Here is a 23,659-nt window from a genome sequence, read left to right on the forward strand (position 1 = left end):
AACAAAGATGTGAATACCCTTATTAAGTACGTCTGAGGCCTAGAGGAGACGTTGACACATAGAGTCCATTGATAGCCATAGCAGGGGACAAGGCGGAAAGTCCTTCAAGTGCATCAAAGAAAGCTATATTTTCTTCTATTTGAACCTGTAATTCTTTTTTTCGGAAACCTTTCTTCTCCTTTCTAAATGCCAAATTCTCATTAACCCGCTTAGATACTTCACCAATAAGATGCGAAGTGCATTTTTCTGCACTTGCAAAATCTTCTAAACCCGAAATCAAATTTAAAAAAGCAAGTTTTAAGTTATTAGGATCAACAGAAAACTCGCTCAGCTGAGCCGCTTTATTGTAGTAACCTAATTTGCCATGCGCTTCATAAAATGCAGCAACAAAAATAAAGAAGCGCAAGTACGCCTGTCGATAACTTTGTTCATAATAGGAAGTTGCCTCTTTTTCCGAAATTTCTCCATGAACTAAACTTGCAATGCTTGCCGCTGAGAGTAGCCCACTATACATAGCAAGGTGCACACCCGTAGAAAGGAGAGGATCTAAAAAGCACGCTGCATCCCCTATAATAAAACACTTTTCAGCGGTGAATTTTTTTGCCGCATAAGAGTAGTCTTGTTCGACTAGAAGATTCGATACTAAAGTTCCAGACGCAGAAATTTTTGTCATTAAGGAAGAAGCAGCAATTGCATTAGCGTAAATTTGTGCTAGTGAATGCTCTTTACGGGCAGATAAAAAAAAATCTTTCCCCAGAACCACACCGATGCTCATTTGCCCGTCGCTAAATGGAATTGCCCATAGCCATCCATTTGCAATTGAACCCACCATAATCGCTCCTTCAAATCCTTTAACGAGCGCCGGTTGTGCTTCTTTCCAATAACCCCAAACCGCCACATTTTTGAAGGTTTCATGAAAACAACGATTTTTCAGATAACGGTTCGACATTATTCCTGCGCGACCAGAAGCATCAATAAGGTAATCAAATTCAATGAGAGGTAATTTTTTTTTACTTTTTGTTTGATAGCAAAGTGCCCCTGTAGGCTTATTACCTGAAAATACCAATTCATCTACCTTAATACCTTCAAGCACCTTGACACCCTGGTTTCGAGCATGCTGTAGTAAAAGCTGATCAAATTCAGCTCTCTTAACTTGAAAACTATATTGGTAGCAGCCACGTAACTCTCCGAACTCAAGTAACCATTTTTCTCCTTTCCATTCAAAGTAAGCTCCGGGTTTACGTTGAAATCCATAATTTTCAATTAAGTTACGTGCGCCTATAAATTCAAGAATTTCAAGACATGATGGTAGTAAAGATTCACCGATATGGTAGCGTGGAAAAAAATCACGCTCTATTAACGTCACTTCTATATTTGCTCGAGCAAGAAGTGACGCCGCTGTACTCCCCGCCGGACCCCCACCAATAACAAGCACTGTTTTATTCTGTACTTTTAATCTTTTCATTTTAGCACCCTAACATTCCTGCAAATCCTTAGAACATCCAATACAATTTTACATCCTAAAAGGGCATGACTACTTTTATAAAAGAAAAGATAGCATCGAGATCTGCCGCAAAAAATTTTTAAAAGACATGAAAGACTTCACTCCATGTAATGGTATGGATTTGATTGGAAATTCCACCCCACGTAGATATGAAGGCAGGTATCCGCTCTGCGTTTTGAAAAGGGGCAGTCGTTGTTGATTTTCAATGTCCATATTTTAGATCTCCCTTTGTTATTTTCATCACATGATTAGCTCTGATCGAATTATCGATCCTCCATGCAATCGGATCGCGCGCTCTCGGCGCCCTGCTCGTTTATGCTAATGCGGCTTGGCACAACAGTAAAAAGATGATTAAAACCTGCTTAAGAATATATTTATTCATAGTTTTTTATTCCTTTTTAAAATTTATTTTAGTGTTATCTAAGAATAACCAAAATGTCTAAGCATGGCGAATACCATTTATTGTGTTCTGCGTTTAATTAGCATTGATGCTCAACGGGAAATTTTGTGTAGAAATATTTGTGTAGAAATAATTGCAACAAGCTATTAGCTAATATAAAAACAAAAATATCGATAAACACTGGAAACAATAATACTTCTGCTATATTTATTTTAGGGTACAATGATGGCGATCCTAATAAACAGTATTCCATCTATGATCTTGCAACAGTTTTGACACTAAGAAGCGAAGTGTTGATAAAATCATCGTTCAAATTCAATGGGGATGTATTCGTCTGCTATCTCTCGCTGACTTTCCCCTAACAAAAATTATAATAACCACTACCATAAACCTCTAACAGAGGTGCCCTCCCCTAAATTTTCCATACACCCACATTTTAATAATATTTTTGTCTTACGGTGAGCCAAAAAACTTATTTTTGTATTGAAAAGAAAAAGAGAGATTAATCTTAAGTTAGGTTCCTTAACGAGGATATAGGATATTTTACTTCAATAGTCAAAAGCAGGTATGTGCACGTCCCTAGGGCAGTCACGAAAGGGCGCCTACGCGCGAACATAGTGACGAATTAGAATCAACTATGACAAAAGTTTCGCAACTAATTAAGGTTTGAGCTAAAATTGATTCAAATTTTTAGCCATAGAATATTTTATAATTATTCAATCCTGTTGATAAAAAGACATTTCATGTTTTAGTCGCCGCTGAAATTTTTGTAATCAAGCTGCAATAGCTATAAAGATATGATTTCTCTGAGCTCAACCGGTGCGATAGCATATTTCTGAATGTCCAATCGTGCTTGTTTTAGGTTTGCACGACTATAAATTAATTGATGTAATTTTACTTTCAGAATCGAATGCTCGGATATAAAACCCTTTATTTTCATTGCCTTCCTAAGGAAGGCCGTAATGGTACGCATTGATACTTTAAAAAAATTTTTAATTTTTATATAAAATTAATGCTATTTTATTATAAATAATAAAAAATCTAATTTTGAAGAAGCGACAATTTTTCGATTAAGACAATATTTTTTTTCCTCACTGATGTATGTCTTTTTGCATGCTTGGGTTAAACACGGTACGGCCCAGTCATGCTGATTGACATGGTTTTTATTAAAAAAATCAATCTAAATTCAAATAATTAGAATTGCGAGTGGCTGACTGAAAATCTTTGTGTCGGTGGTTCGATTCCACCTTCGGCCACCAGATAAATCAAATACTTACATCCTCCTTAACCCATTATAAAAAATCCCTTGCGTGACTTTTGCGGGAGCTGTCACTTTTCTTTCTAAATGTCTTTTTTTTCAATTAATTATGGTTTAAATGTCTAATTTTTAATCTCTCTATTTTGAAAAATGATTATGGGAAATGTTTTTAGGTTCAATAACAATATGCATTCCCATAGCGGAAAGAATTTCACTGGTATTTTTAAAATAAGGATTGCCTTTAGGAGAAAGTGTTTTATATAAGCTAGTTCGGCTTTTATGCGCTTTATTTGCTAATTTGTTAACTCCGCCTTGCGCTTTAACAACATTGGATAAGGCCAACAAAAAAACTTTGATGTCACCTTCATTTAAAGCAGCATTTAAATATCCGGCGGCTTCTTCAGGGTCTGTGAGAGACTCAATTAAATATTCTTGGTAATCAATCTTTTTTTTCATACGCTACTCAGTTAAGTAATCATTTAAGTAACTCATCGCTTTTTTTATATCTTTTTTTTGCGTCGATTTATTACCACCTGATAGAAGAAGGATAATTTTACTATCTTCTTTGTAAAAATATATTCTATACCCAGCTCCGAATGTTAACCTTAGCTCGAAAATATCTTTATTAATTTGTTTATAATCACCCAAATTACCTAAAGCAACACGATCTAACCGTTCTTTTACACGGAACTTAACGGGTGGATCGAGGGTTTCTAACCAATTTATAAACGGGCTTTGACCATTGCTTTCAACATAAACTTCTATTTGTTTTTTTAAAGCTATTTGCATTGTTATTGTATCCTTAAAGAGACTTATTGGCAATAGTTACGAAAACAGAACATGAGTGTGGCTTCAATTATAAAAAATGTAGTTTAGATATATCATATTCCAGTCTACTCGTTTGATAGTCATTCATACTCAATCCTTTAAAATGAACGGTTAACGATATTGCTAGGTATTTTTTTATAAGTGATAATTCAGCATGTAATTCATAATAATCTTCTCTCGTTGAGCGTTGTATGCCAAACAGTTTATCTTTTTTTACTGTCATATTAACCCCCAAAAATTTAGGTATTCAAAAAGATAAAACACCAGTAAACATTACGTATGATTATTATGAAGATATAAAAACTTAGATGAAAGTCCTTTAATTCGAACTCAAAATACAGGACTGCAAAAAACAGGATATTGACAATTTTAAAAGCGTAGCTATTTAAATTGGAAAATTTGCATCGAATAAGCAATTGAAATAAGCTGGCTGTTGAATTAAATAATTTCTTAACTTTATACGCTTGAATGCTAATTTCAATATTCGGGTATCTTAATATCTAAAAAATCCATGCGCGACTTTTGCGCGACTGAACATGACATACACCGCCATTATTATACATTTGCAAGGGTCGTCCAGTTTATAATAATGTTGTTTTTTTCAATAAGTTACAATATAAGTGTACGACTGAAAATCTTTGTGTCGGTGGTTCGATTCCGCCTTCGGCCACCAGATAAATCAAACACTTATATCACTTTTAAACTTTCCCTCAAATTCCCGTGCGGGACTTAGATTAACTTCTTTAGACTTATGAATATCGATGCGGAAGATATGCATCTAGCAAAGAAATATTTTGGTAATGCTAATTTCTAAGACTTTAAAAGGATATCCCATTTTTTGGATAATCTCCCAATACTGGCAGGTTTATATGTGATAAATGATTGGGTCCCATATAAATTTTTACTATTGCCCTATTGGGATTCAAATCAGTATGTGGAAAATTAGAAGAAGCAACTTTAAAGCCGATACAATGTCCTGATCGAAAAGTTACCGCCGTTGATCCCACATCCAAGTCAAAAATATTTATATCATTTTTTTTTAATCGTTCTCTATGAACACTTGAAACCATATTATATATAGAACCATCAGGATATATATCTAGTAATGTCATAACGATATCAAGCGATTCAACGTTTGCGCTTATATATATCCGCGCAGTTACTTTCCCTACAATTGTTAAGCTATCTGCTAATTTAGATGAAACAAATAACAGTAAATCATATCTATCAAAGTGGGAAGATTGGTTGAAGGGACCTGGAGCACCAAAAAGAGTAGGATCTAAAAATCTCCCGCCAAGAGGAGATGGCAAAGATGCTGGCTCATAGAAAAATTTTCCCTCATTGAAGTCAACTGGTTTAGAGAACTCTAAATTATGCCTTAATGGAGGTGATTTCGAATTATCTTTACTATGTAAGTATAGATTAATCACTTTTGTTTCCGCAGTGGGAGGCCAAGTTGTAAATTCACGCCAACTATTTTCGCCCATGATAAAAACTCGCGCACCTCCTTTGACTGGTTTTTTTTCTAAAGCGGACAACAACCACTCATGTATTTCATTCATCGTATCGCTAAAAAAACCATCAGCATTAACTCCAAAATCTAATTGACCCACAATCGGTGAATATAATTGCGTATGTGACCATGGACCAATGACTAATCTCTGACTTTCTTGAGCATATCCCTTCGGAAGTTGATTTCTCATCAAGGAATAATCTTCCAAGCTCCCCTCACAAAAAATATCGTACCATCCAGCTAAGTGAAATGCGGGAATAGACGGTATTTTTTTCTCAATGCTTGGTAATCGTTGCCAAAATTGATCATCTGCTTGTTTTAACCAATCATTATAAGGTTTAAAAAACTGCCTAAGCGGTGAACAATCAGGCGCATACTCATAGAGTTTTTCCAATTTATAAACATACTCTTGCATCTCTTTAGTCTCTTTTTCAGACTTAGAAAAAGCAGTGTATGCAAAGCTTAATCCCCAAGATTGTGCGAAGGCATGCCTAAACGTTCCGTTCTCAAAAAACCAATGCTTATAAATACCACTTGCTGTTATTTGCGGACTGATTGCCCCTAATCCCGGAATATCTTGATGGGCACAACACCATTGGACATAACCCACATAAGATGTGCCTGACATTGCTATTTTTCCATTACACCAAGGTTGTTTTTTTATCCATTCAATCGTATCTTTGCCATCATTAATCTCTTGAATGAATGGCAAGAAACTTCCTTCAGATTCCACCCTCCCTCGAACATTTTGCACAACCACCGCCCAACCTAGTCGCGCCAAATTAATCGCATCTATGTGTGACAATGCATCCTGACGCATATAAGGCGTTCGCAATAAAAGCACAGGACGAGGGATACCATCCGATTTAATTAAAAAGTCAGCAACAAGCCGCAGATTATCTCTCATAGGAATATAGAGTTTATCTACGACTAAAGGATAAGAATGTTTTTTATTCAATTTCTTGGAGCCTTTTTAAAACAAATTTAGACGAAATTGAAATAATATCACCCACTTTATTTGCTGGAAGCCCAAATATCTTCCGTAAAAAATAAAATCGTTGTTTTTTATTTCTTATGAGAAGATCGCAAAAAAAGTATACTAAAAGCAATTTAGATATAGACTTGTTTTTTTTAAAAACATAATAAATATCTTTCCATTGATTTTTCTTAGACGTGAGGGAAGTCAAGGAAAATTCATTTAATGACTTAAATATAACTGATTTATCAAGAAACTCATAATCAAAATCAAAGGCATGCCTAAATAAACGCAGAGTTACATCTAAATCTTCACCATAAGTTATATTTTCGTCATAAACTACAGGAAATAAAGGTAACGAATTTAAAAAGTCTCCTCTTACAAAAATTGCAGGATGGGCTGCAGCATAGGCGCCTTTTTTTAGCATTCCCTGCTTTGTTCTAAATTTTATTTTTGTTCCATAAAGTGTTGAAACATAAGTTTTTTCATCAAAAAATGTTAATATTCCACAAATTATTTTATTATATTTTCCAATCTGCAATGAGTGACTAATGATATATTGATCGACTAAAAAGTCATCTGCATCCAGTCGCATTATCCAGCAAGAATCATCAAGCAAGTAATTTTTTTTAATATAAGCATAACCTGCATTTAATGGCCTGGAGGCACTTGGCCTTTCTTGATGTATTCTTTTTAATGGGATATAGATAACCCGATTTTCTTGTCGAAAGTTAGTAGCTATAACATCACCGGTCCCATCTGATGATCCATGATTAACAATTATTATTTTTATATCGATTTCTTTTTGATCAAGCACACTCATAACAGAGCGTTTAATGCACTGCTCTACGTTATAAGCTGGAATAATGATATAGACCACAGGTTTAGCAGATGGTATTAACATAGTCTCTTTTCTCAGTTTTCTGAGCACTCGTTGTAACTTTTACGCTCTTTTTTATTAGATGTCCTCCAAGATAAAGAATATCAATAGGTACTTGTAGGAATGCCTCAATTGCGTCATCGGGTGTTTCCACTATCGGTGTTCTAATGTTAAAAGAAGTATTTAACACACACCCAACACCTGAGACTCTCTCAATAGTGCTAGTAATTTTTCCCAAAGAAGATTTTTCTGTAACAGTCTGGACTCTAGCTGTGCCATCAATATGTAACCCAGAAGGTATTAATTGCTTAGCCTTTTCATGACTTTTCACAATGTACATCATATAGGGGGATGATTCTTTCGTATCAAAGTATTTTGATAGATTCTTTTCCATAACAACAGGAGCAATCGGGCGAAATGATTCTCTAAACTTAATTTTTTCATTCAAAATATCTTTGCTTCGTTTGGTATGAGGTAATGCTAAAATACTCCTGTTTCCTAAAGCTCTTGGCCCATGCTCTGAACGCCCTTCATACCAAGCAACGATACGCTCATCTAAAATGGCTTTTGAAGCCAATTCAATAGCTTCTTCCTTCTCTATTTTGTTACCAGTCAAATTATATTTTTTTAATGCTTGTAAAATACTCTCTTCTGAATATGAATACCCTAGAAAAGCAAGTTCATTCTTAATGGGTCGCCATGGCATATCGAAAACATGATATGTTGCAAACAAGGCACAACCTACTGCAATGCCACCGTCATGAACAGATGGCGGTACAAATACATTTTCGAAGAAACCACTCTCTCTTATCCGAGTATTTAAATATCCATTAAGTGCGACTCCTCCTGATAAAGCAAGATTCTTATAAGCAGAAATCTTTGCAAATTTTTCAACAATTGATAATCCTGCTTCTTCTGTTATGTACTGTATTGCGTAAGCAACATCTTTTGAAATTTTCTCTTTCCATGATATGCCCGCTGATATAAATGGCGGCGAAAAATGATCTGGCCAGCAATTTTTTATGGTAAAGGCTCCTTCCAAAATATTACGAACAGGTGCATAAAAACGCTCTCTAAATTGATCGACCATTACATCGGAACCGTAAGCAGCTAACCCCATTAGTTTTCCTGCCATATTTCCATCGCCAAATAGTGTGTTCGCGTAGGTAAACCAGAGTGAACCAAAATCAGAGTTATCTATACGTTTTAGCCACTCTAATTTGTTATCTTTCCAAGAAGAAATAGTTGTAGAGGAATAAGCATCTTCTGTATAGAAATCGCCGCCTCCATCCCATGTGATAACGGAGGTATTGTCAAAATCGCTGGTATAACGCGCATACGAGGCGTGCGCTAAATGATGCGGAATGGATACAGCAGGTAAAATTTTATTGAATATTTCAACTGTATGCATTTCCCACTGCTCAGGGAGCTTGTATTTTTTACCGGTTAATGTCAAAAATCCAGGTTCTGTATTTTTATGGACAGGTTCGCTTGTAGCAATGCAATCTATATCATTCACTGTCAAGCCAAGATAGCCTAGTGAACGTGCAATGAAGGATACTATTTCGCCTGAATCATGGCGCTTTTTCGTGAAACGTTCCTTCTCAAAAGCACCCAACAACTTTCCATCTTTAACGATACACCAATTAGCATCATGTCCTCCAGAAATGCCTAAAATGATCATCAAAGAGCTCCTATAAAATAGTCAAGCGCATTGAGACGATGCTGCCAAGTATTACTCTGCCTAAATTTATCCATATCCGCCTTGTCTTTTTCAGCGAAATTTTGTTTATGCGCTTTCGCAAGGCTCTGAGCAATTTCATCAAAGTTATTTCCTGTATAAACTTGTGGGTACCCGGTAATTTGCGTTAGATTTGGAGAAACTACCGGTAATCCCGCTGCTAAATATTCGAATACTTTTAGCGGGGAGCAAGCTAGTGTTAATTCATTCACTTTAAAGGGAATGATCCCAACATCAGATTTAATTAACCATTGCGCTAAATCCGTATGTAATATTTCAGGGAGCATTGTGACATTAGAATGAGAACCTAACTCTTCAGCTAACTTAACAGTATCAACCCCATCATTTTCATCAATAGTCGATGTTACAGCGCCAATGAAAGTAAAATTATATTTAGGAAACTTCCGTACCAAATATATGCTTAAATCCCAATCAAACCAGGATGGCCAAATTGCGCCGATATATAAAACATTTTTACTGTTGTTATTAATTACCTTTTCATGTTTTGACTCATCGATTCTCTGTATGAATTGATTACTAACTGCATTTTCTAACAGTAATTTTGGTTTCTCTTTCGGTAGTAAATTTATTAAATACTGGCTGATAGTAGTGATATGGGTGGCTGATTGTATGTATTGTTCTTCTACATATTTATCTCCCCATGGCTGAACAGAAAATGCTTCCCAATAGTCCATCTGATCATAAATAAATGGGATATTTTTTTTATTGATGAACTCTAGATATCCCAAGTATAAATCAACGGGATTATGCGCACGTATATAATCTGGTTTAAAAGTGGCTGTTAACTCCTCTAATGAAGAAAAGGAATTATATTCATTTTCCGAAAAAGGTTTTAGACACCTTAGACAATTTCCAGATAAAACATATAAAGAAAGATTTTTATAAATATCGTTAGCATACCATTTGCTGACATTTTCTATATCGGTATCACTTGCACATACAAAAATTATTTGACGGACTAGACCTAAATCCTCAACTAATAATTGATGCGGCCTATGTCCACCCCCTGCAATCCATAAGTGATAATAGCTTAAGACAAGTATCTTTTTTATAACTAACTTCATATAAATGTTCCATCCTGGAAAAGTTACTTAGGCTGTAATTTACAAGAATCTAACTAACAAGCAAAGCATTATTTTTTTTTATTTTGGTAGCTAACCAGAGAGAGTGTACTAGCGATAATTAAAAAAACACCTACAAAAGCTATTGATTTTGGCATTTCTGACCAAATAATAAATCCAAAAAGTACCGTCCAAATAAGAGAAGTATAACCTAATGGGGCGACAAGATAAGAAGGGGCATCTCTATAAGATTGCGTCATAAGTAGTTGACCTAAACAATCACCAATCCCTAGCAAAATTAATAGCAATAGATCGTACACGCTTGGAGTGGTCCAGTGTATCGGTAAAATAGGAAATAAAGCCGCAGTGGTTATTAGGGTGTAATAAAAAGTAGTGGTAATACTATTTTCATATTTTCCAATATAACGAATAGTAATCAAAGCTAATGCGGTAAATATCGCGCTTAACAAAGCAAATATTGAGTTTAACTGCAAAATGCTTGCGCTGCTACGTACAACCATAAGCGCACCAATTAATCCAACCAAAACACAACTCCCACCTTTAAAACCAACCCTTTCTTTCAAAAGAATCGATGAAAAAATAATCACAAATAGAGGAACCGAGAACAAAGTTGCAGTAACATCGGCAATGGGTAACTTAGAAAGTGCAGTATAGAAAAAAAACATAGCACTCAACCCTAAAAAAGCATGCAAGAAATGCCACTTAAGGTGAGAGCTTGTATATTTAATTTGTTTTTTAGATAGAATTCCCAAGCACATAATGACAGCAATGGCGTTTCTAAAAAATATAATCTCAGTAATTCCATACGTTGCGCTTGTCCATTTAACTAATACAGAAGTAAGAGATACAAAAAAAACAGCAGTTAACATATATACTACTGCAATTAGCGACTTTTTTTCCATGGATATAGTATCGCGCAAGTTTGTAATTTTAAAAGCTATTGTTACGTGATGGAATATACTGCTCGCTGTGATTTCGCATCAAGATTAATCATGGCGCTGAAATCATATTGATCTTTTATAATATTTTTTAAGGTATTAACAATCCGTTGGCTAGCCTTTCCATCGCCAAAGGGATTTTGTAAAAAGCTCGTCTTATTATAATACGTTTCATCTTCTAATAACTTTATCGCCTCGGCATATATTCTTTTTTGACAGGTTCCGACCAATTTTATAGTACCCGTAAGCAACGCTTCATGTCTTTCTGTATTATCGCGCATAACCAGTACAGGCTTTCCTAAACTAGGCGCCTCTTCTTGTATCCCACCTGAATCTGTCAATATCAAGTAAGACTTTTTCATCAAGAAAACAAATGATAAATAATCTTGGGGTTCTATTAAGAACATATTTTTTTTATTTCCTAAAGTTTCTCGCACATAGTGGTTAACGGCAGGATTTGGATGAACCGGATATATCACCTCAACATCATCGCGCGCACCTAACAAAGCAATCGCCTCACAAATAGATTTAAATTTTTTGATATTATTTTCTCTCCGATGTCCGGTTATCAAAATCAGTTTTTTCTGATTATTCAAATAAGAAAATTTGGCATGTAAACTAGCATGTAACTCACGCTCATTTTCTATCCTCCGTACAACATATATTAAAGCATCAATAACCGTATTCCCTGTAACAATGATTTTTTTATGCTCAATACCCTCTCGTAACAAATTCATCTTCGCATTTTCTGTTGGGGCAAAGTGTATGTCCGCTATGGCTGTCGTGAGTTTCCTATTTATTTCTTCTGGCCATGGAGAATACATATCTCCGCTGCGTAAGCCTGCCTCAACATGAACAACAGGTATTTTTTCATAAAATGCGGCCAATGAAGCAGCAAATGTTGTCGATGTATCACCATGCACAATGACTTTATCCGGCATACAATCTCTTAAAACTATTCTGAGTTTATTAAGCACATTGACTGTTATATCGGTGAGATTTTGACTGATTTTCATTAAATCCAAATCATAGTTTGGCTTTATTTGAAAAAGATCTAGAACTTGATCAAGCATGCCTCGATGCTGTGCCGTTACACAAGTCATGGAGTTACTTCCAAACTCCGTTGCTAAAGCTTTCACAACAGGAGCCATTTTTATTGCTTCCGGACGTGTCCCAAATATAGAAAGAATTTTCATCGTGGTATCTCTAAGGCTTCACCCCATTTCATTTTTTTAGCTGTCTTAAAGACACTACCTTGTTTACGACTAATAGTTATTTTTTTTATATTATCTGATGCACAAACATCAAATAGAATGTGACCTGAATGTTTTGAAGGGGACTTTAAAATCCGATCTCCTTCTCTATCGACAACTTCTTTTGTAATAATTAAATAAGAATAGGGTTCATCTTCATAACCAAGAGTTCCTTTTTTAAGGGATTTCTGCCAAAAAGATCTTTCAATCCGCTCAGCAAAATGACACCAATCATCATTATTATTGTGTATTGGGCACCTTCCATGATGTGAACAAGGTGCCGCTATAAATCCTCCCTTTGATAGAAAAAAGTCACGAGCCTCCATGCAATTACTAAATCCTCTTGGAGTTCCAGGCTCAATAATAACTATTGCTTGATTGGCTAACACCCATACTTTCTCAAAAAGGGTTTGTCTCAAATCTTTCTGTTGCTCTATAAGGAAATAAGAGAGAGTTACCAGATCGTGGGAAGGCAGCTCAAGATTTTTATCAATGTTCATATGCTTCCAATTAACTCGCTGCCAAAATGGGTTGGTACTATAACCAGCTACTTTTTGAGCAAGTTTAATCATTGCTGCGTCTTGATCAAGCGCACTCACCTTACTAAGGTTTGTGTTTTCCATTGCTGCCCATAAAACAGCTCCTGTTCCTGTACCAAGATCAAGAATACTTTCAATTTTTTTGGATAGCTTAAAAGAAAAAATTTGCTTTAATATTTTATTCGCTACTGCAAAGGTTGCGGGCATACGAGTTCGTAAATAAGCGGCAAGCTCCACTTGAATTGACAACAAAAAAGTGGGAAGTCCCATGGACAAATTTTTTTTTCTTAAAGTAGTATGCTTTAATCCTGCATACATTTTTTGGAGATTTTTATATGCTTCCGCCAACTCTATATGGCTATAAGCCATATCACCTTCAGCCATGGTTTTTTCTATAGCGGCTAATAACTCAAAATCGGTCTTATTCATTTTCAGGGGAAATCCATTTAAGAATATTAATGGTAAAAATAGGGCTGAAAAATATAAAGAGAAATCTAATTTCAGTAAGCAAAAGCTCTGCTTTGGACAGGAACCTCGATATCCGGCGATAAAAGATCATGATCCCAATCTTCTGCATCACTCCTCCTACTTGGCCTGCTCGTTTCACTGTTTGAGCGGATATGAGAAGGATCTAATATATACGATTGATAATGCGCATCTACTTTTTTTAACCACTCTGCTATACAATTTGTTATAAATGGAATATAGAAACTACCCATAGAAATACCACTTGAAATAGCCAGAGTAAACGCCAACCCATATGCTATATCATCCGTCATAAACGATTCAACTTTTTTTGATGCTCTAGCTGTTGCATATGAGGTTTGAAATGCTTCAATGCTAGCAGCAGTGGTCCATGTTACTTGCATAGCAATAATTACTGCGGGTGGAACCAGCTTAGCCAACCTATAACAAATAGTACTTTGAGTATAAGATCCATTACCATCTTCTAAGCTTTCAGTCGTATTTTTCGAGAAAAAGTGTGCTTTCAAAGAACCCCAGCAATTGCCCATGCCAGCAGTACCAGAGCCTATTTGTTTAAATGGAAAAAGAGTAGCTAACCGTCTAATAATGTTAAAGTTATCAATTTTTTTTCCATAGCTTGACAAAACAGTGGGGGCATCAGAATAGTTATATGTGAGTATGGCCATCGTAAATGCAATGAGTGACATCGGAATAGCATATTTTCTACCTGATGATTTCTCATCACCAGTCGCCATTTCTATCGAAAGTATTTGCACTCCCATATTTGCTAAGGCAGCTACAAAATTAATGCTACTTCCTAACGTCCCCAAATTTCTCTCAAAAAAACCTAGTTTAACATCTACCTCAGCCATCACAATTTCAAAATGATCGTACTTCCCCAAATTCTTTCTATTTTTAGGCGGATCAATTTTTTCAGGCCAATTAAAACAGGGATCTTGACTTAAAATATTTTCAATATGTTCTTTAAGGACAGCGGAAATATAAGACCGCCAATTTATCTCAATATCTTCCTTTTTCTTTTCTATGAGTGGTAGTTCTTCCTCTTTTTTATCAAAAAACGAGTTGCTTCCAACACCCGATATACGCATTTTGGTTCTTATTTTAGGAAATAAGTCAAAATTACCAAGCTCTGTGATTAGTAGCTGAGATAATTTACCTTTGGAATTATATCTGACTAGAATAGAATATGTGAGCTGCACTGGACACCTTTCGTTTTAGTTATACAATGAACGAATCCCTGGCGAATGAATGTTAAATTTTTTATTACAATTTCAAAAAGATAAAATGCAATCAGGTAATATACTATGAACCAATATAGAAAAAACTACAAACAAAAAATCAAATTCATGTCTGCTAGTTGTTCTTCAATTTTTAGTAAAACATAATTTGATACGCAACCACAAATATCTTCAGTAATAAAAAAATCCATGAATGAAGCAAATATTCATGTAGAAGATAACAATGGACTCTCTGTATTACATAGTGCATGTAACAATGGCAATGTAGAAATAATAAGGTTGCTTTAGCTAAGGGGGCTAAGATCAATGCCGTTAGCAGCGTGAGTGGTGCAACTCCACTTCATTGTGCTTGCCTTGGGCTTCCACCTAATTTTGTGCGTAATATTGAAGCTGTAAAACTACTTATAGAAAAAGGAGGCGATGTTAATGCAATAAACAATAGACAGGCCAAACCATTGGCAATAGCAAATAGAAACGTCGAATTAGTAAAGCTACTTACTCCTCATATGTTGATAAAAGACGCAATACAAGAAAAGCCTGACTGCTTAAAAAATAAAGATGAATTGTCACTTTTTTGGGATGAAAGTCTAAAAAAATCAATTTCCTGCTAAAAGCACTACCTTACCAACTGAGAGAAGCTATTTTTAATAAAATAACTTCAGAACAAAAAGATCTAACCTTGAGCCGTTTAGTATTTCAGTTTTTCAAACCAGCAACTATAGAACGTAATATTTTAGAGTCTAACAAAACTACATCAAAGCTTGCATACCTTGCAGAATCTTCACGGTGTGTAATATTGTAAATATTTCTGTAACTTATTTTTTAAACCTGACTTCAGGATGGTGAGGTTTATGTGACACTTCCTACTCTTACCTGAACGACTCTCTTCCTATTTAATAAACTGTTAAGAATAAATCTATAAGATAAATTTTCTATTTATAATTGGATTAAAATATGAAACAAGAAATCATTGAAAAATTAAAATATATAATAACTTATTTAGGCTTAGGTAATACAAAAGAAGTAAGAAATTTTTTAAAAAACTTGGAGACCAATTCTTCTTCAGATAGCCTGTCAACAGAAGATACAGAAAAATTTGAAACTTTAATTGATAAAAAAACACTCGAGCTCTTAAGTAAGAACGTTATCCATAATGATCAATATGGGAAAAAATTTTTTAAACACATTGACGAAATAGGATGTCAAAATATAAAAGCATTATTGTCAGAAAAGATTTCGCTTAATAAATCGTCAAGCACTCATAAATTTTTTAATATCCCTGAAGGGGCTGATGAACCTATAGATTTAAGCCATACAGGCCCATTTGGGTTTTCTATAAAAGCATAATTATTTTTTAATCCTCGCTTCAGCGACTTATTTAGCGAGGGTTATGTAACGTTTCCTAATCTTATTTGAACAATTTTTTTCATATTTCCCTACTTTACCCCCGAAACGGTAAAGGCGTATTCGCAGTGAATTCTGCATCGTTAATTAATTGTGACTCCCATTGTTGTTCTATAGTGGTTTGTGTGATGTATCCTGCACCTTGACTTGCCTTTTTGCTTTGATGATATTCATCTGAAACTTGTTTTGGCTGGATCGAGAAACTGCATCTCACTCGATCTGAAATCTCTGCGATTTAAAAATTGGCTTATTTCAAAAATTCATTTATTTATTTAGCAAATATTTTTATTATTAGATTATTTAATATAATTCTCACATACTGTTTTTGTAGCTTCCATTTCTTGAATCAATTGTCGATAAAGCTTATTAGTTTGTCTATTGGGACCATTTTCGCGTATGTAATCATCTATCTGCTTACATGCTTGCTCTAAACGTTTGGCTCCACAATAGCTAGCCCCACCTTGTCTTTTATGTGCAATCTCACGTATAGCTTGCCAGTTTGCTGATTTATGTAATTCTGGTAGTTCGAGCAAATCTTTTTTTAAACCAAGCACCATTAAATGAATACAGTCTTTAATCAATTCTTCATCTTTTAATATGGCTTTCATCGCATCAATGTCTAAGACCGCTCCGGAGATTGGCCGTATTTTACTGGCAGAAGAAATTTGATTGACATGAGTATCTGGGATAAAAGTTTTTAATAACTCTTTAGCCGTTTCTTTTTTTAAAGGTTTCAATATAACGGTGTTCATGCCAGCATCTAAACAACTTTGTCTATTCTCAACATCAATATTTGCTGTTAATCCAACAATAGGTGTAGTATCAGTTCGTTGCCATTGTTGTAATCGGATGCGGCGTGCCAAGGCAATACCATCTATATGAGGTAACCCAATGTCCATTAAAATAAGCTGGTAATCTTTATTTTGAATGTTTTCTAAAGCAGTTTTTGCATCTGGCGCGATATCAATCGCACAATCTAATTCGGTTAAAATGCTTTGCGCGATTTTTGCAGCCAATTTATCATCTTCAACCAATAAAATCCTTCGTTGGTCAGCATTCACACCTTGATGGCTTACGGCAATGTTTGGCATACTTTCCAAAGTATTTTTAAATATCTCGTTTTGTTTATCTTTTGATAGACCCATCCAGTATCACGAACTTTTATCTCTATCACGTCATATTATATACCAAATTAAAAAATATAATCCTAAAGACTTACCGTTTATTATTTAAATTTTTTATTAAAAAGTTTATTCGAAATTAAAAAAACTATCAAAAGATAATTATATGTCTTTTCAGACAATCATTGGTTAAAATCCTGGCTACTAATAGACAATAGAGGAAGGAATAACAATGCCTAAACTACCAGTACACGCGCAGGGCCGTTTAACTACAAGCTTTGAAATAGAACAGGGTTTGTATTTCACGCCGGTAAACTTGCTTGCCATCACGTTAATCAGCAAAAGAGTTCCTGGAACATCCCCTGCCTGTGTCACATCCAATAATCTGGGTTTGCTTTGCTTTGGATGCCCAGATTGTTGATAATTAATTTGCTCATATTTATAAGGATGACCTTTAAGTTTTTCTTGCTCGAAAAAAGGCAAACGTGAAAAGTTCTCGTGCTTTGGTGCTAATCCTTTAAATAATCCGAATGTTTTCATTGGTTTTGTTACTTTATTAATTGGATTTCGATGTTTATTTGTAGAATTGTGTTGACTATTCTCTCCTATAAATTGTTGCATAGGGTCTTGAATTTGTTTTAATGTCACAATTTGCGATTTACTGGAAAAAGATAATTTATGAGAGATAAACTCAAGCTTATTCATTTTGGGTGGCATCGCTTTCTTCGCTTGCTTTCCTATTAGTAAAGAGCGTTTATTGACATGATCGTGCGAAGGATGCGCTGACTGTTCAGGCTCAACTTTTACACATTTTGCTTTTTTAGATTTTTTATTAGTGATTTTCATTCGATCTAACTGATCATAATAAGCATCTGCTCTTTCCTGTATCGAATCTATACGCTGGCTATTCGCTTCAGCTTTAACTGAAAAAAGCTGATTCAGCGTGCTGCGTATGCTCTCCAATCCTGCTTGTAGTATTCCGGTATGTCTCGAAGCAGATCCGCTCATGATCGGTTCTGCTATCTGAATTTCTCTTATATAACGCCCTCTTCTTGGCAAGTTGAACCTAGTTTCCTCTATCTGAGTTAAACCAAGAGGAAACTCCGAAGAATAATCTTCTTGTGAAATATCATAGGCTTCTTCACTCTGGTTATCTGATGTTGCATATTCATCCCACCCCGTATTTGCTAAGAAGTCACTTGTAGGCAATGTAATTTCAGAAGAATCTTCTTGCGAAATATCGTCGATTTCTTCACTAAAATTACCGTTACTTGATAATAAATACTCATCATCCCACACTGTGTTTGCTAATAATTTGCTGGTAGGAAATAAAAGCTGCTGAGAAAATAACGGATCTTCTTTTGAGATACCTGACACTTCTTCGATAAAACTCGCATTACCGAATACACTTAACACAAATTCTGACGAAGACTGATTTCCGCCAACTCCATAATTAGCTAACGCTTGCCACATATCACGTAACATCCCCGCTAATACTTCTTCAGAAAAATCTTCATCACGATGCATATCGTAACCGAAGACATCAAACACTAATTCAATGTCTTTAATCAGTCGCATTAAAAGTGGTGATTCATACCAACCCATTAATTCTCTTTTATTCATTCTTCTTATTTCTCCAGTCCGTGGTCTAAAAGGACTTCCAATTACACGCGTTCCTCGTAGTTCAGTAGAACCTCGATTATTTAAACTAATAAAATAATCCTTTATTGCATCAAACCTATCTGAAAAAAAATCACCCACATTAATAAAAAATTTTTTTACATCCCTCCAAAGATAGGGATTTCCTGGTGTTGACATATGGATATGATAGGATACATCTTGCATCACCTGTTCTTCAGTGGAACATTCACCCCGATCAATACATTGTTCTGCCACGCTAATAATACTGTTTATCGCACGCTCACTCGCTAATCTTCTTGAACCGAGATCCCTAGCTACAGCTCGCGCAAGTTGTTTTAGCTCAATCTTTTCTTCTTCATTGATAAATTTTACTTCGGGTGTCCCAGGATGTTTCATGGCTGAACCGATGAGACGAACTACGCCGGCTCCGATCACATACTTCCCGCCTCCTCCCTGCCTAGGAGATCCCATTTTTCTTTTAATATCTAAGGAAATACGATCTAAGCGCGCACGATATTCTCCCTTATCATAGGTTTTAGCGGGATTAATTGGGACCTTGTTTAAAATATTTCGAAATTTAGCCATACCTAAGATTTGCTGACTCTGGGTCGTATGCTGCGCTACAACAGGTATTCCATTGATTAACTGAATGGCTGTTATCTGCGTTTGTTGCTGGTAATAGTTTAATCTAACATCCGAAAACCCTATCTGCCCTATATTTTTAACAAATTCACTCGGCACGCTGACATCATTAAATTGCTTAGCTAAATGATAGCGCAGCTTGAGGATCCGGCGTGCGGATCGATTCAATTCTATAGAACTTTCTTGTGTAAAGAGGTGTAATTTTGTAAACGTATCTTCATCCGGTCGATAAGCCAAATAGAAGTTGACTTCATTCACTGCCTCTGAAAATAAATACAAGGGTTTCGTTCCCAACATTACTTCTTTAATGGAAAATCTCGTTTGAGTAACTTTTACAAAGTTTTTTACATCCGCTAGCGACACTTCTTGCTCGTTGACTACGCTGGTTTTTTGCAGGACATAATGAACACCGCAAGGTAATCCAATTGCCCTGCTGTTGCGATTACTCGAAGTACAGCCCAGCGGTGACGACTTGTATTTTGCTCCCTCTAACTTGAGATCAATTTCTGAAATCGCCTGTTCAATTAACACTTGACCCAGGTAAAAACTTCTTAAGTTACCCCCGCGAAAATCACGCAAGCCCTGTCTATAAAGGTGTATAAAACTCTCTTTTGTGAGGTAAGCTTCTAATACTGGGAAGCTTTTTAACTCTTTCGGTATCCCTCCCTTTAATGCTTTGACTCCCATAAAATCTCGCTGGCCCATTTGATAAAATGAAAACAAACAGCTTGCAGACATTACGACTTCATCAAAATTTACTGTCGTCAATGCTGAACGACTAAATTTAGTCGGCCTACCAAATTGAACGCGACGAAAAGTAGCTCCATTTAATTGCGATTCTTTAGCGTCAATGCCGAGCAACATTGTCGATTCGCTTGTTTCTAAGAGTTTGGGTGTAAATATTGCATAACTGAGATCAGATTTTTTAAATCCTACATAAAATTTTTGGCCAATAAACTGGGCATTTTTGAAATTTGCTCGATGAAAAAAAACTACAAACTCCTCATCAAAGTCTTTCGAAATATGAATGTTACAGCCTTCAAAATTTTTAAATCCCATTGTATAAATATATTCAACGGTACCAATATTTAAAATACTCATCTGTAATTTCGTGCGTGAATTAATGCGAATATTGGTTAAATCTGTACCTAATAAATTTGCACGCTGCAAATTTGAACCTAACAAAATTGAGTCGGTCAGTTTAAGTTGGCTTAAATCAAGCGATTCCATATTCGCATCAGTAAAATCAAGACCCTGCAAAAGAGATTTAATTTCTCGATCCTGAAAATTAACCTGTTTTACATTAGTACCCACAAATTGAGTCACATAAGCATTTCTTAATGCTTTAAACGAATTCGTCGATAATAACGTATTGTCTAAATTAATCTCTAAATAGGGTTGAGGAATAGCACTATGAAAAATAACGCTGCGAATATCGGTGCTTTTAAACGATATCTTTTCTAAACTGCTAAAAAAAACTGCGCCATACAAATCACTGCCATCGAATTTACAACGACAAACTGCTTGATAAAATACCGCCGATCGAAGATTGCTAAGAGAAAAATCGAGTTCATTTAAATAAGCATGCGGTAATTGAAGAAATTCTATCCTAGCAAAATTTTTAAATTCATAATCAATTAATTTTTTAATCAAGCCTTGAGTAATTTGCAGCGCTTCTTGTCTGCTATTTTCAGAATAATCATTACTTAAATAATTAATAGATAATCCTGGTAACACCTTTTTAATGTCTGCTTGAAACAAACCTTGAGTTAACATTTTTTTTACAAATTCATCACCACAAGCGGTAATTAATAACTTTGCATTGGCTGGATCGGGGATATGTAAGAGTAGTTCTGCAAATAACTGTACGGAATCACTCTTTTTAAGCAAATAGGCCATTTGCTTAAATGATACTGGATTGAAAAAAAAATCCCGGTAATTTGCTGGGAGAACTTTTATCACCTTCAATAAGCTTTGCGTGTTCTTAATAAAGTGACTATGCAATAATGCAATCGATGTCGATAAATGCTCACTCTCAAGCCTATGCGGGACAAGCTCAGACCATCGGTTTCCCTGAATCAATTCTAATAATGGCTTTCTTTGGTTATCCAGCCACAACCAGGTTAATGCAATCTCTGGCGAAAATTCATGATACTCAAGCGTGCGCCCTGCATGAAATAGATTTTTAACTTCATAGCCTCTAATTAAGTTTCTATCTATCAAACGTTGCGCTACCGTTATCTTAAGCGCATTCACTCCTTTTAATTGGCCCTCATCATCAAATATCTCATTTAAATCTACTTTATTTGTTTTAAACCAAGTATCTTCACCCAAGATATTCAGCTTACTTAAAATAAGATTTGACTTTTCTACAAACCCATTCTCGGTAGAAATAATGGTAGTGAAACTTTCATGAAATTTCCCACTCAAATAATTGATAAAACCTTTGGCATTGATATGCTGCTCCATGTCCTTAATATAAGCATCAGTAATAACTCTTTTATCTGATGCTGGTAAGCGATTACCTAATTCGCTCGCACCTTGATCCTGTTCTATTGAAATAGGAAATCCATGGAATTTAGCTTGCATCAATAAGTAATTATTCGCATGAAATAAATTGTGTTCAACAGCGCTATTGGATGCTTTGCAAATAAGTACTTGATAAGTATCCGGCCCCCCGAAAGGACGTCTCGCAGCAACACTACTTGCTGTCTCTCGGCTATAGGAACGTAACCATTGCTTAATCTGGATATCTCCATCTAAATTCTCCTGTAATTGTGAAGCCGCACTAGCCAGTCGCGAGTAACAACCGGCAATACAATGTTCTAACTCCTTATCTGCCATTAAACTGACCATAATCTGTTGCCGCTCTTCCAATTTAATCAACGGTTCACCCAATAACACCGCTATCTTTTCAACTAGTCGTTTTCCATCTCCATACAGTAAAGTCATTCCATCACTGGGCTGCTCAAGTTTTTTTAAAAAAACTGTTAGACTTTCAACACCATCAATTTGATTCCTAATTCCCCAAAATCGAATATGGTTTACACTGCGACTTAACTCGGACTGCAATACTTTAAATTGCTGACTATGTAATAAGCTTCCTTCTTGATAAACAAATTGATTTAAAGCACTAAAAGTATTTCTACCTTGATAATAAGTCGGTGTTCGCGTTTCGGATAAATGCGGATAAAGTTCTTGCTTAATTAATTGATCAAATGCATTTAAATTCTGATTAGCAAGATTCATCTCGCTCCATGATATTTGATCCAATGCAAAAAAAGCCTCGGTTAATAAATGATCTTTCGGCATAAGACATCCTTTTCTTATAAATTATTAATTGTTTTTTAAAAAATAAATTATTAATTTCCATAACTAAAAATAATTAATTTTTAACTTAGTAAATCATAACTGAGCCTGCTATTACTAGTAGCTATTTAAATTCAAATTTTTTTTGAGCACTACTTCTACTACCTGATAAAATAGAAAAATAAAATTAAAGTGAAATGGAAAATCGTAGTCCCAGTGCATTTTCTTTTTGCTCCAAGTCCATCGACAGGCATCGGTAAATGTGAAAATGTAATCGATATTCTTAAGCAAATAGGTATTTTTTGAACCACATATACTTTTTTTGTGGTACCTTTATAGCCTTGACAGGACTGTAAATTATGCCCTTTGGCTTAATATCCAAAAATTAAAACAATTATTCCTTTCGTAGATAAATATTATGCAAAGAACACTACTAAAATCAAAGTTGCATCAACCAAAAGTCACTGCAGCCGATCTCAATTATGAGGGTTCATTTAGCATTGATGCTGAAATCATGGAAATATGCAATATCGTTGTGCATGAACAAATACATGTTTACAACATTACTAATGGTCAACGTTATGTAACCTATGCCATTCCAGCACCGAGTGGATCAAGAATTATGTGTGCAAACGGCGCCTGCGCACGACTCACCGCTGTCGGTGATCGCGTTATCATTTGCACCTATGTACAACTCCAGGAAAGCCAGTTAGCAACTTTCAAACCCATCATCGCCCTGCTCAATGAAAATAACGATTATAAACTTTCACCTTAAGCTTTTGCGATTGAAAGTACCGAGGTTTTTTACCTATTAAAATAAATCCAAGCTATTCATCAGACAACGAATGGCTTAAAATAGACCTATCAAGATAATCAGAGGTATCA

The 23,659-nt window shown here is 35.3% G+C and carries 20 protein-coding genes; 4 read left to right on the plus strand and 16 right to left on the minus strand.

From position 1 onward, the window contains the following. Positions 1 to 22: 22 nt before the first annotated feature. The 13 genes from AAHI99_RS04685 to AAHI99_RS04745 all read right to left on the minus strand — a co-directional run bounded on the left by AAHI99_RS04685 (position 23) and on the right by AAHI99_RS04745 (position 14,507). A complete protein-coding gene (locus AAHI99_RS04685; RefSeq protein ID WP_342227142.1) occupies positions 23 to 1,465 on the minus strand; it encodes an NAD(P)/FAD-dependent oxidoreductase in 1,443 nt (480 codons plus the stop codon). Positions 1,466 to 2,691: 1,226 nt separating this feature from the next. Next, positions 2,692 to 2,844, minus strand: a complete 153-nt coding sequence (locus AAHI99_RS04690) for a hypothetical protein (protein WP_342227143.1) — start codon at positions 2,842 to 2,844, stop codon at positions 2,692 to 2,694. 456 nt (positions 2,845 to 3,300) lie between these two features. Continuing rightward, a complete protein-coding gene (locus AAHI99_RS04695) occupies positions 3,301 to 3,618 on the minus strand; it encodes an addiction module antidote protein (protein ID WP_342227144.1) in 318 nt (105 codons plus the stop codon). 3 nt (positions 3,619 to 3,621) lie between these two features. Continuing rightward, complete coding sequence (locus AAHI99_RS04700; protein WP_342227145.1) at positions 3,622 to 3,951, minus strand: type II toxin-antitoxin system RelE/ParE family toxin; 330 nt, start codon at positions 3,949 to 3,951, stop codon at positions 3,622 to 3,624. Between the two features lie 67 nt (positions 3,952 to 4,018). Then, entirely contained in the window at positions 4,019 to 4,213 is a 195-nt protein-coding gene (locus AAHI99_RS04705) for a hypothetical protein (protein WP_342227146.1), read from the minus strand. Between the two features lie 595 nt (positions 4,214 to 4,808). Beyond that, entirely contained in the window at positions 4,809 to 6,461 is a 1,653-nt protein-coding gene (locus AAHI99_RS04710; protein ID WP_342227147.1) for a CocE/NonD family hydrolase, read from the minus strand. Further along, positions 6,454 to 7,383 carry a glycosyltransferase family 2 protein gene (locus tag AAHI99_RS04715; RefSeq protein WP_342227148.1) on the minus strand — a complete coding sequence of 310 codons (930 nt, stop codon included), beginning with the start codon at positions 7,381 to 7,383 and terminating at the stop codon, positions 6,454 to 6,456. The genes AAHI99_RS04710 and AAHI99_RS04715 overlap by 8 nt, the downstream gene beginning before the upstream one ends. After that, a complete protein-coding gene (locus AAHI99_RS04720; RefSeq protein WP_342228356.1) occupies positions 7,364 to 9,043 on the minus strand; it encodes a carbamoyltransferase C-terminal domain-containing protein in 1,680 nt (559 codons plus the stop codon). The genes AAHI99_RS04715 and AAHI99_RS04720 overlap by 20 nt, the downstream gene beginning before the upstream one ends. Continuing rightward, entirely contained in the window at positions 9,043 to 10,185 is a 1,143-nt protein-coding gene (locus AAHI99_RS04725) for a glycosyltransferase (RefSeq protein WP_342227149.1), read from the minus strand. The genes AAHI99_RS04720 and AAHI99_RS04725 overlap by 1 nt, the downstream gene beginning before the upstream one ends. A gap of 68 nt (positions 10,186 to 10,253) precedes the next feature. After that, positions 10,254 to 11,072 (minus strand): DMT family transporter, encoded by an 819-nt coding sequence (locus AAHI99_RS04730; protein WP_342227150.1) that lies wholly within the window; start codon positions 11,070 to 11,072, stop codon positions 10,254 to 10,256. A 74-nt stretch (positions 11,073 to 11,146) separates the two neighbouring features. After that, positions 11,147 to 12,337 carry a non-hydrolyzing UDP-N-acetylglucosamine 2-epimerase gene (gene wecB, locus AAHI99_RS04735; protein WP_342227151.1) on the minus strand — a complete coding sequence of 397 codons (1,191 nt, stop codon included), beginning with the start codon at positions 12,335 to 12,337 and terminating at the stop codon, positions 11,147 to 11,149. Next, positions 12,334 to 13,362, minus strand: coding sequence for a small ribosomal subunit Rsm22 family protein (locus AAHI99_RS04740; RefSeq protein WP_342227152.1), 1,029 nt, complete (start codon positions 13,360 to 13,362; stop codon positions 12,334 to 12,336). The genes wecB and AAHI99_RS04740 overlap by 4 nt, the downstream gene beginning before the upstream one ends. 71 nt (positions 13,363 to 13,433) lie before the next feature. After that, positions 13,434 to 14,507 carry a hypothetical protein gene (locus AAHI99_RS04745; protein WP_342227153.1) on the minus strand — a complete coding sequence of 358 codons (1,074 nt, stop codon included), beginning with the start codon at positions 14,505 to 14,507 and terminating at the stop codon, positions 13,434 to 13,436. Positions 14,508 to 14,846: 339 nt separating this feature from the next. Between AAHI99_RS04745 and AAHI99_RS07615 the strand changes: the two genes are divergently transcribed. The 3 genes from AAHI99_RS07615 (at position 14,847) to AAHI99_RS04755 (ending at position 16,004) form a co-directional block, all read left to right on the plus strand. Next, on the plus strand, positions 14,847 to 14,945 hold the full coding sequence (locus AAHI99_RS07615) for a hypothetical protein (RefSeq protein ID WP_425288706.1): 99 nt from the start codon (positions 14,847 to 14,849) through the stop codon (positions 14,943 to 14,945). 32 nt (positions 14,946 to 14,977) lie between these two features. Beyond that, the gene (locus AAHI99_RS04750) at positions 14,978 to 15,268 is read left to right on the plus strand and encodes an ankyrin repeat domain-containing protein (protein ID WP_342227154.1); all 291 of its coding nucleotides are present in this window, start codon (positions 14,978 to 14,980) and stop codon (positions 15,266 to 15,268) included. A 343-nt stretch (positions 15,269 to 15,611) separates the two neighbouring features. Further along, positions 15,612 to 16,004 (plus strand): hypothetical protein, encoded by a 393-nt coding sequence (locus AAHI99_RS04755; protein WP_342227155.1) that lies wholly within the window; start codon positions 15,612 to 15,614, stop codon positions 16,002 to 16,004. Positions 16,005 to 16,098: 94 nt separating this feature from the next. On the opposite strand, the gene AAHI99_RS04760 is transcribed toward AAHI99_RS04755, so the two are convergent. From AAHI99_RS04760 to AAHI99_RS04770, 3 genes are all read right to left on the minus strand, one after another. After that, positions 16,099 to 16,275, minus strand: a complete 177-nt coding sequence (locus tag AAHI99_RS04760) for a hypothetical protein (RefSeq protein WP_342227156.1) — start codon at positions 16,273 to 16,275, stop codon at positions 16,099 to 16,101. 82 nt (positions 16,276 to 16,357) lie between these two features. Next, positions 16,358 to 17,206, minus strand: coding sequence for a response regulator (locus AAHI99_RS04765; protein WP_342227157.1), 849 nt, complete (start codon positions 17,204 to 17,206; stop codon positions 16,358 to 16,360). A 180-nt stretch (positions 17,207 to 17,386) separates the two neighbouring features. Continuing rightward, the gene (locus AAHI99_RS04770; RefSeq protein ID WP_342227158.1) at positions 17,387 to 22,777 is read right to left on the minus strand and encodes a pentapeptide repeat-containing protein; all 5,391 of its coding nucleotides are present in this window, start codon (positions 22,775 to 22,777) and stop codon (positions 17,387 to 17,389) included. Between the two features lie 415 nt (positions 22,778 to 23,192). Between AAHI99_RS04770 and panD the strand changes: the two genes are divergently transcribed. Next, on the plus strand, positions 23,193 to 23,549 hold the full coding sequence (gene panD / locus AAHI99_RS04775) for an aspartate 1-decarboxylase (RefSeq protein ID WP_342227159.1): 357 nt from the start codon (positions 23,193 to 23,195) through the stop codon (positions 23,547 to 23,549). The last annotated feature ends 110 nt before the right edge of the window (positions 23,550 to 23,659 follow it).

The organism is Rickettsiella endosymbiont of Rhagonycha lignosa, from assembly GCF_964031165.1.
Classification (GTDB): domain Bacteria; phylum Pseudomonadota; class Gammaproteobacteria; order Diplorickettsiales; family Diplorickettsiaceae; genus Aquirickettsiella.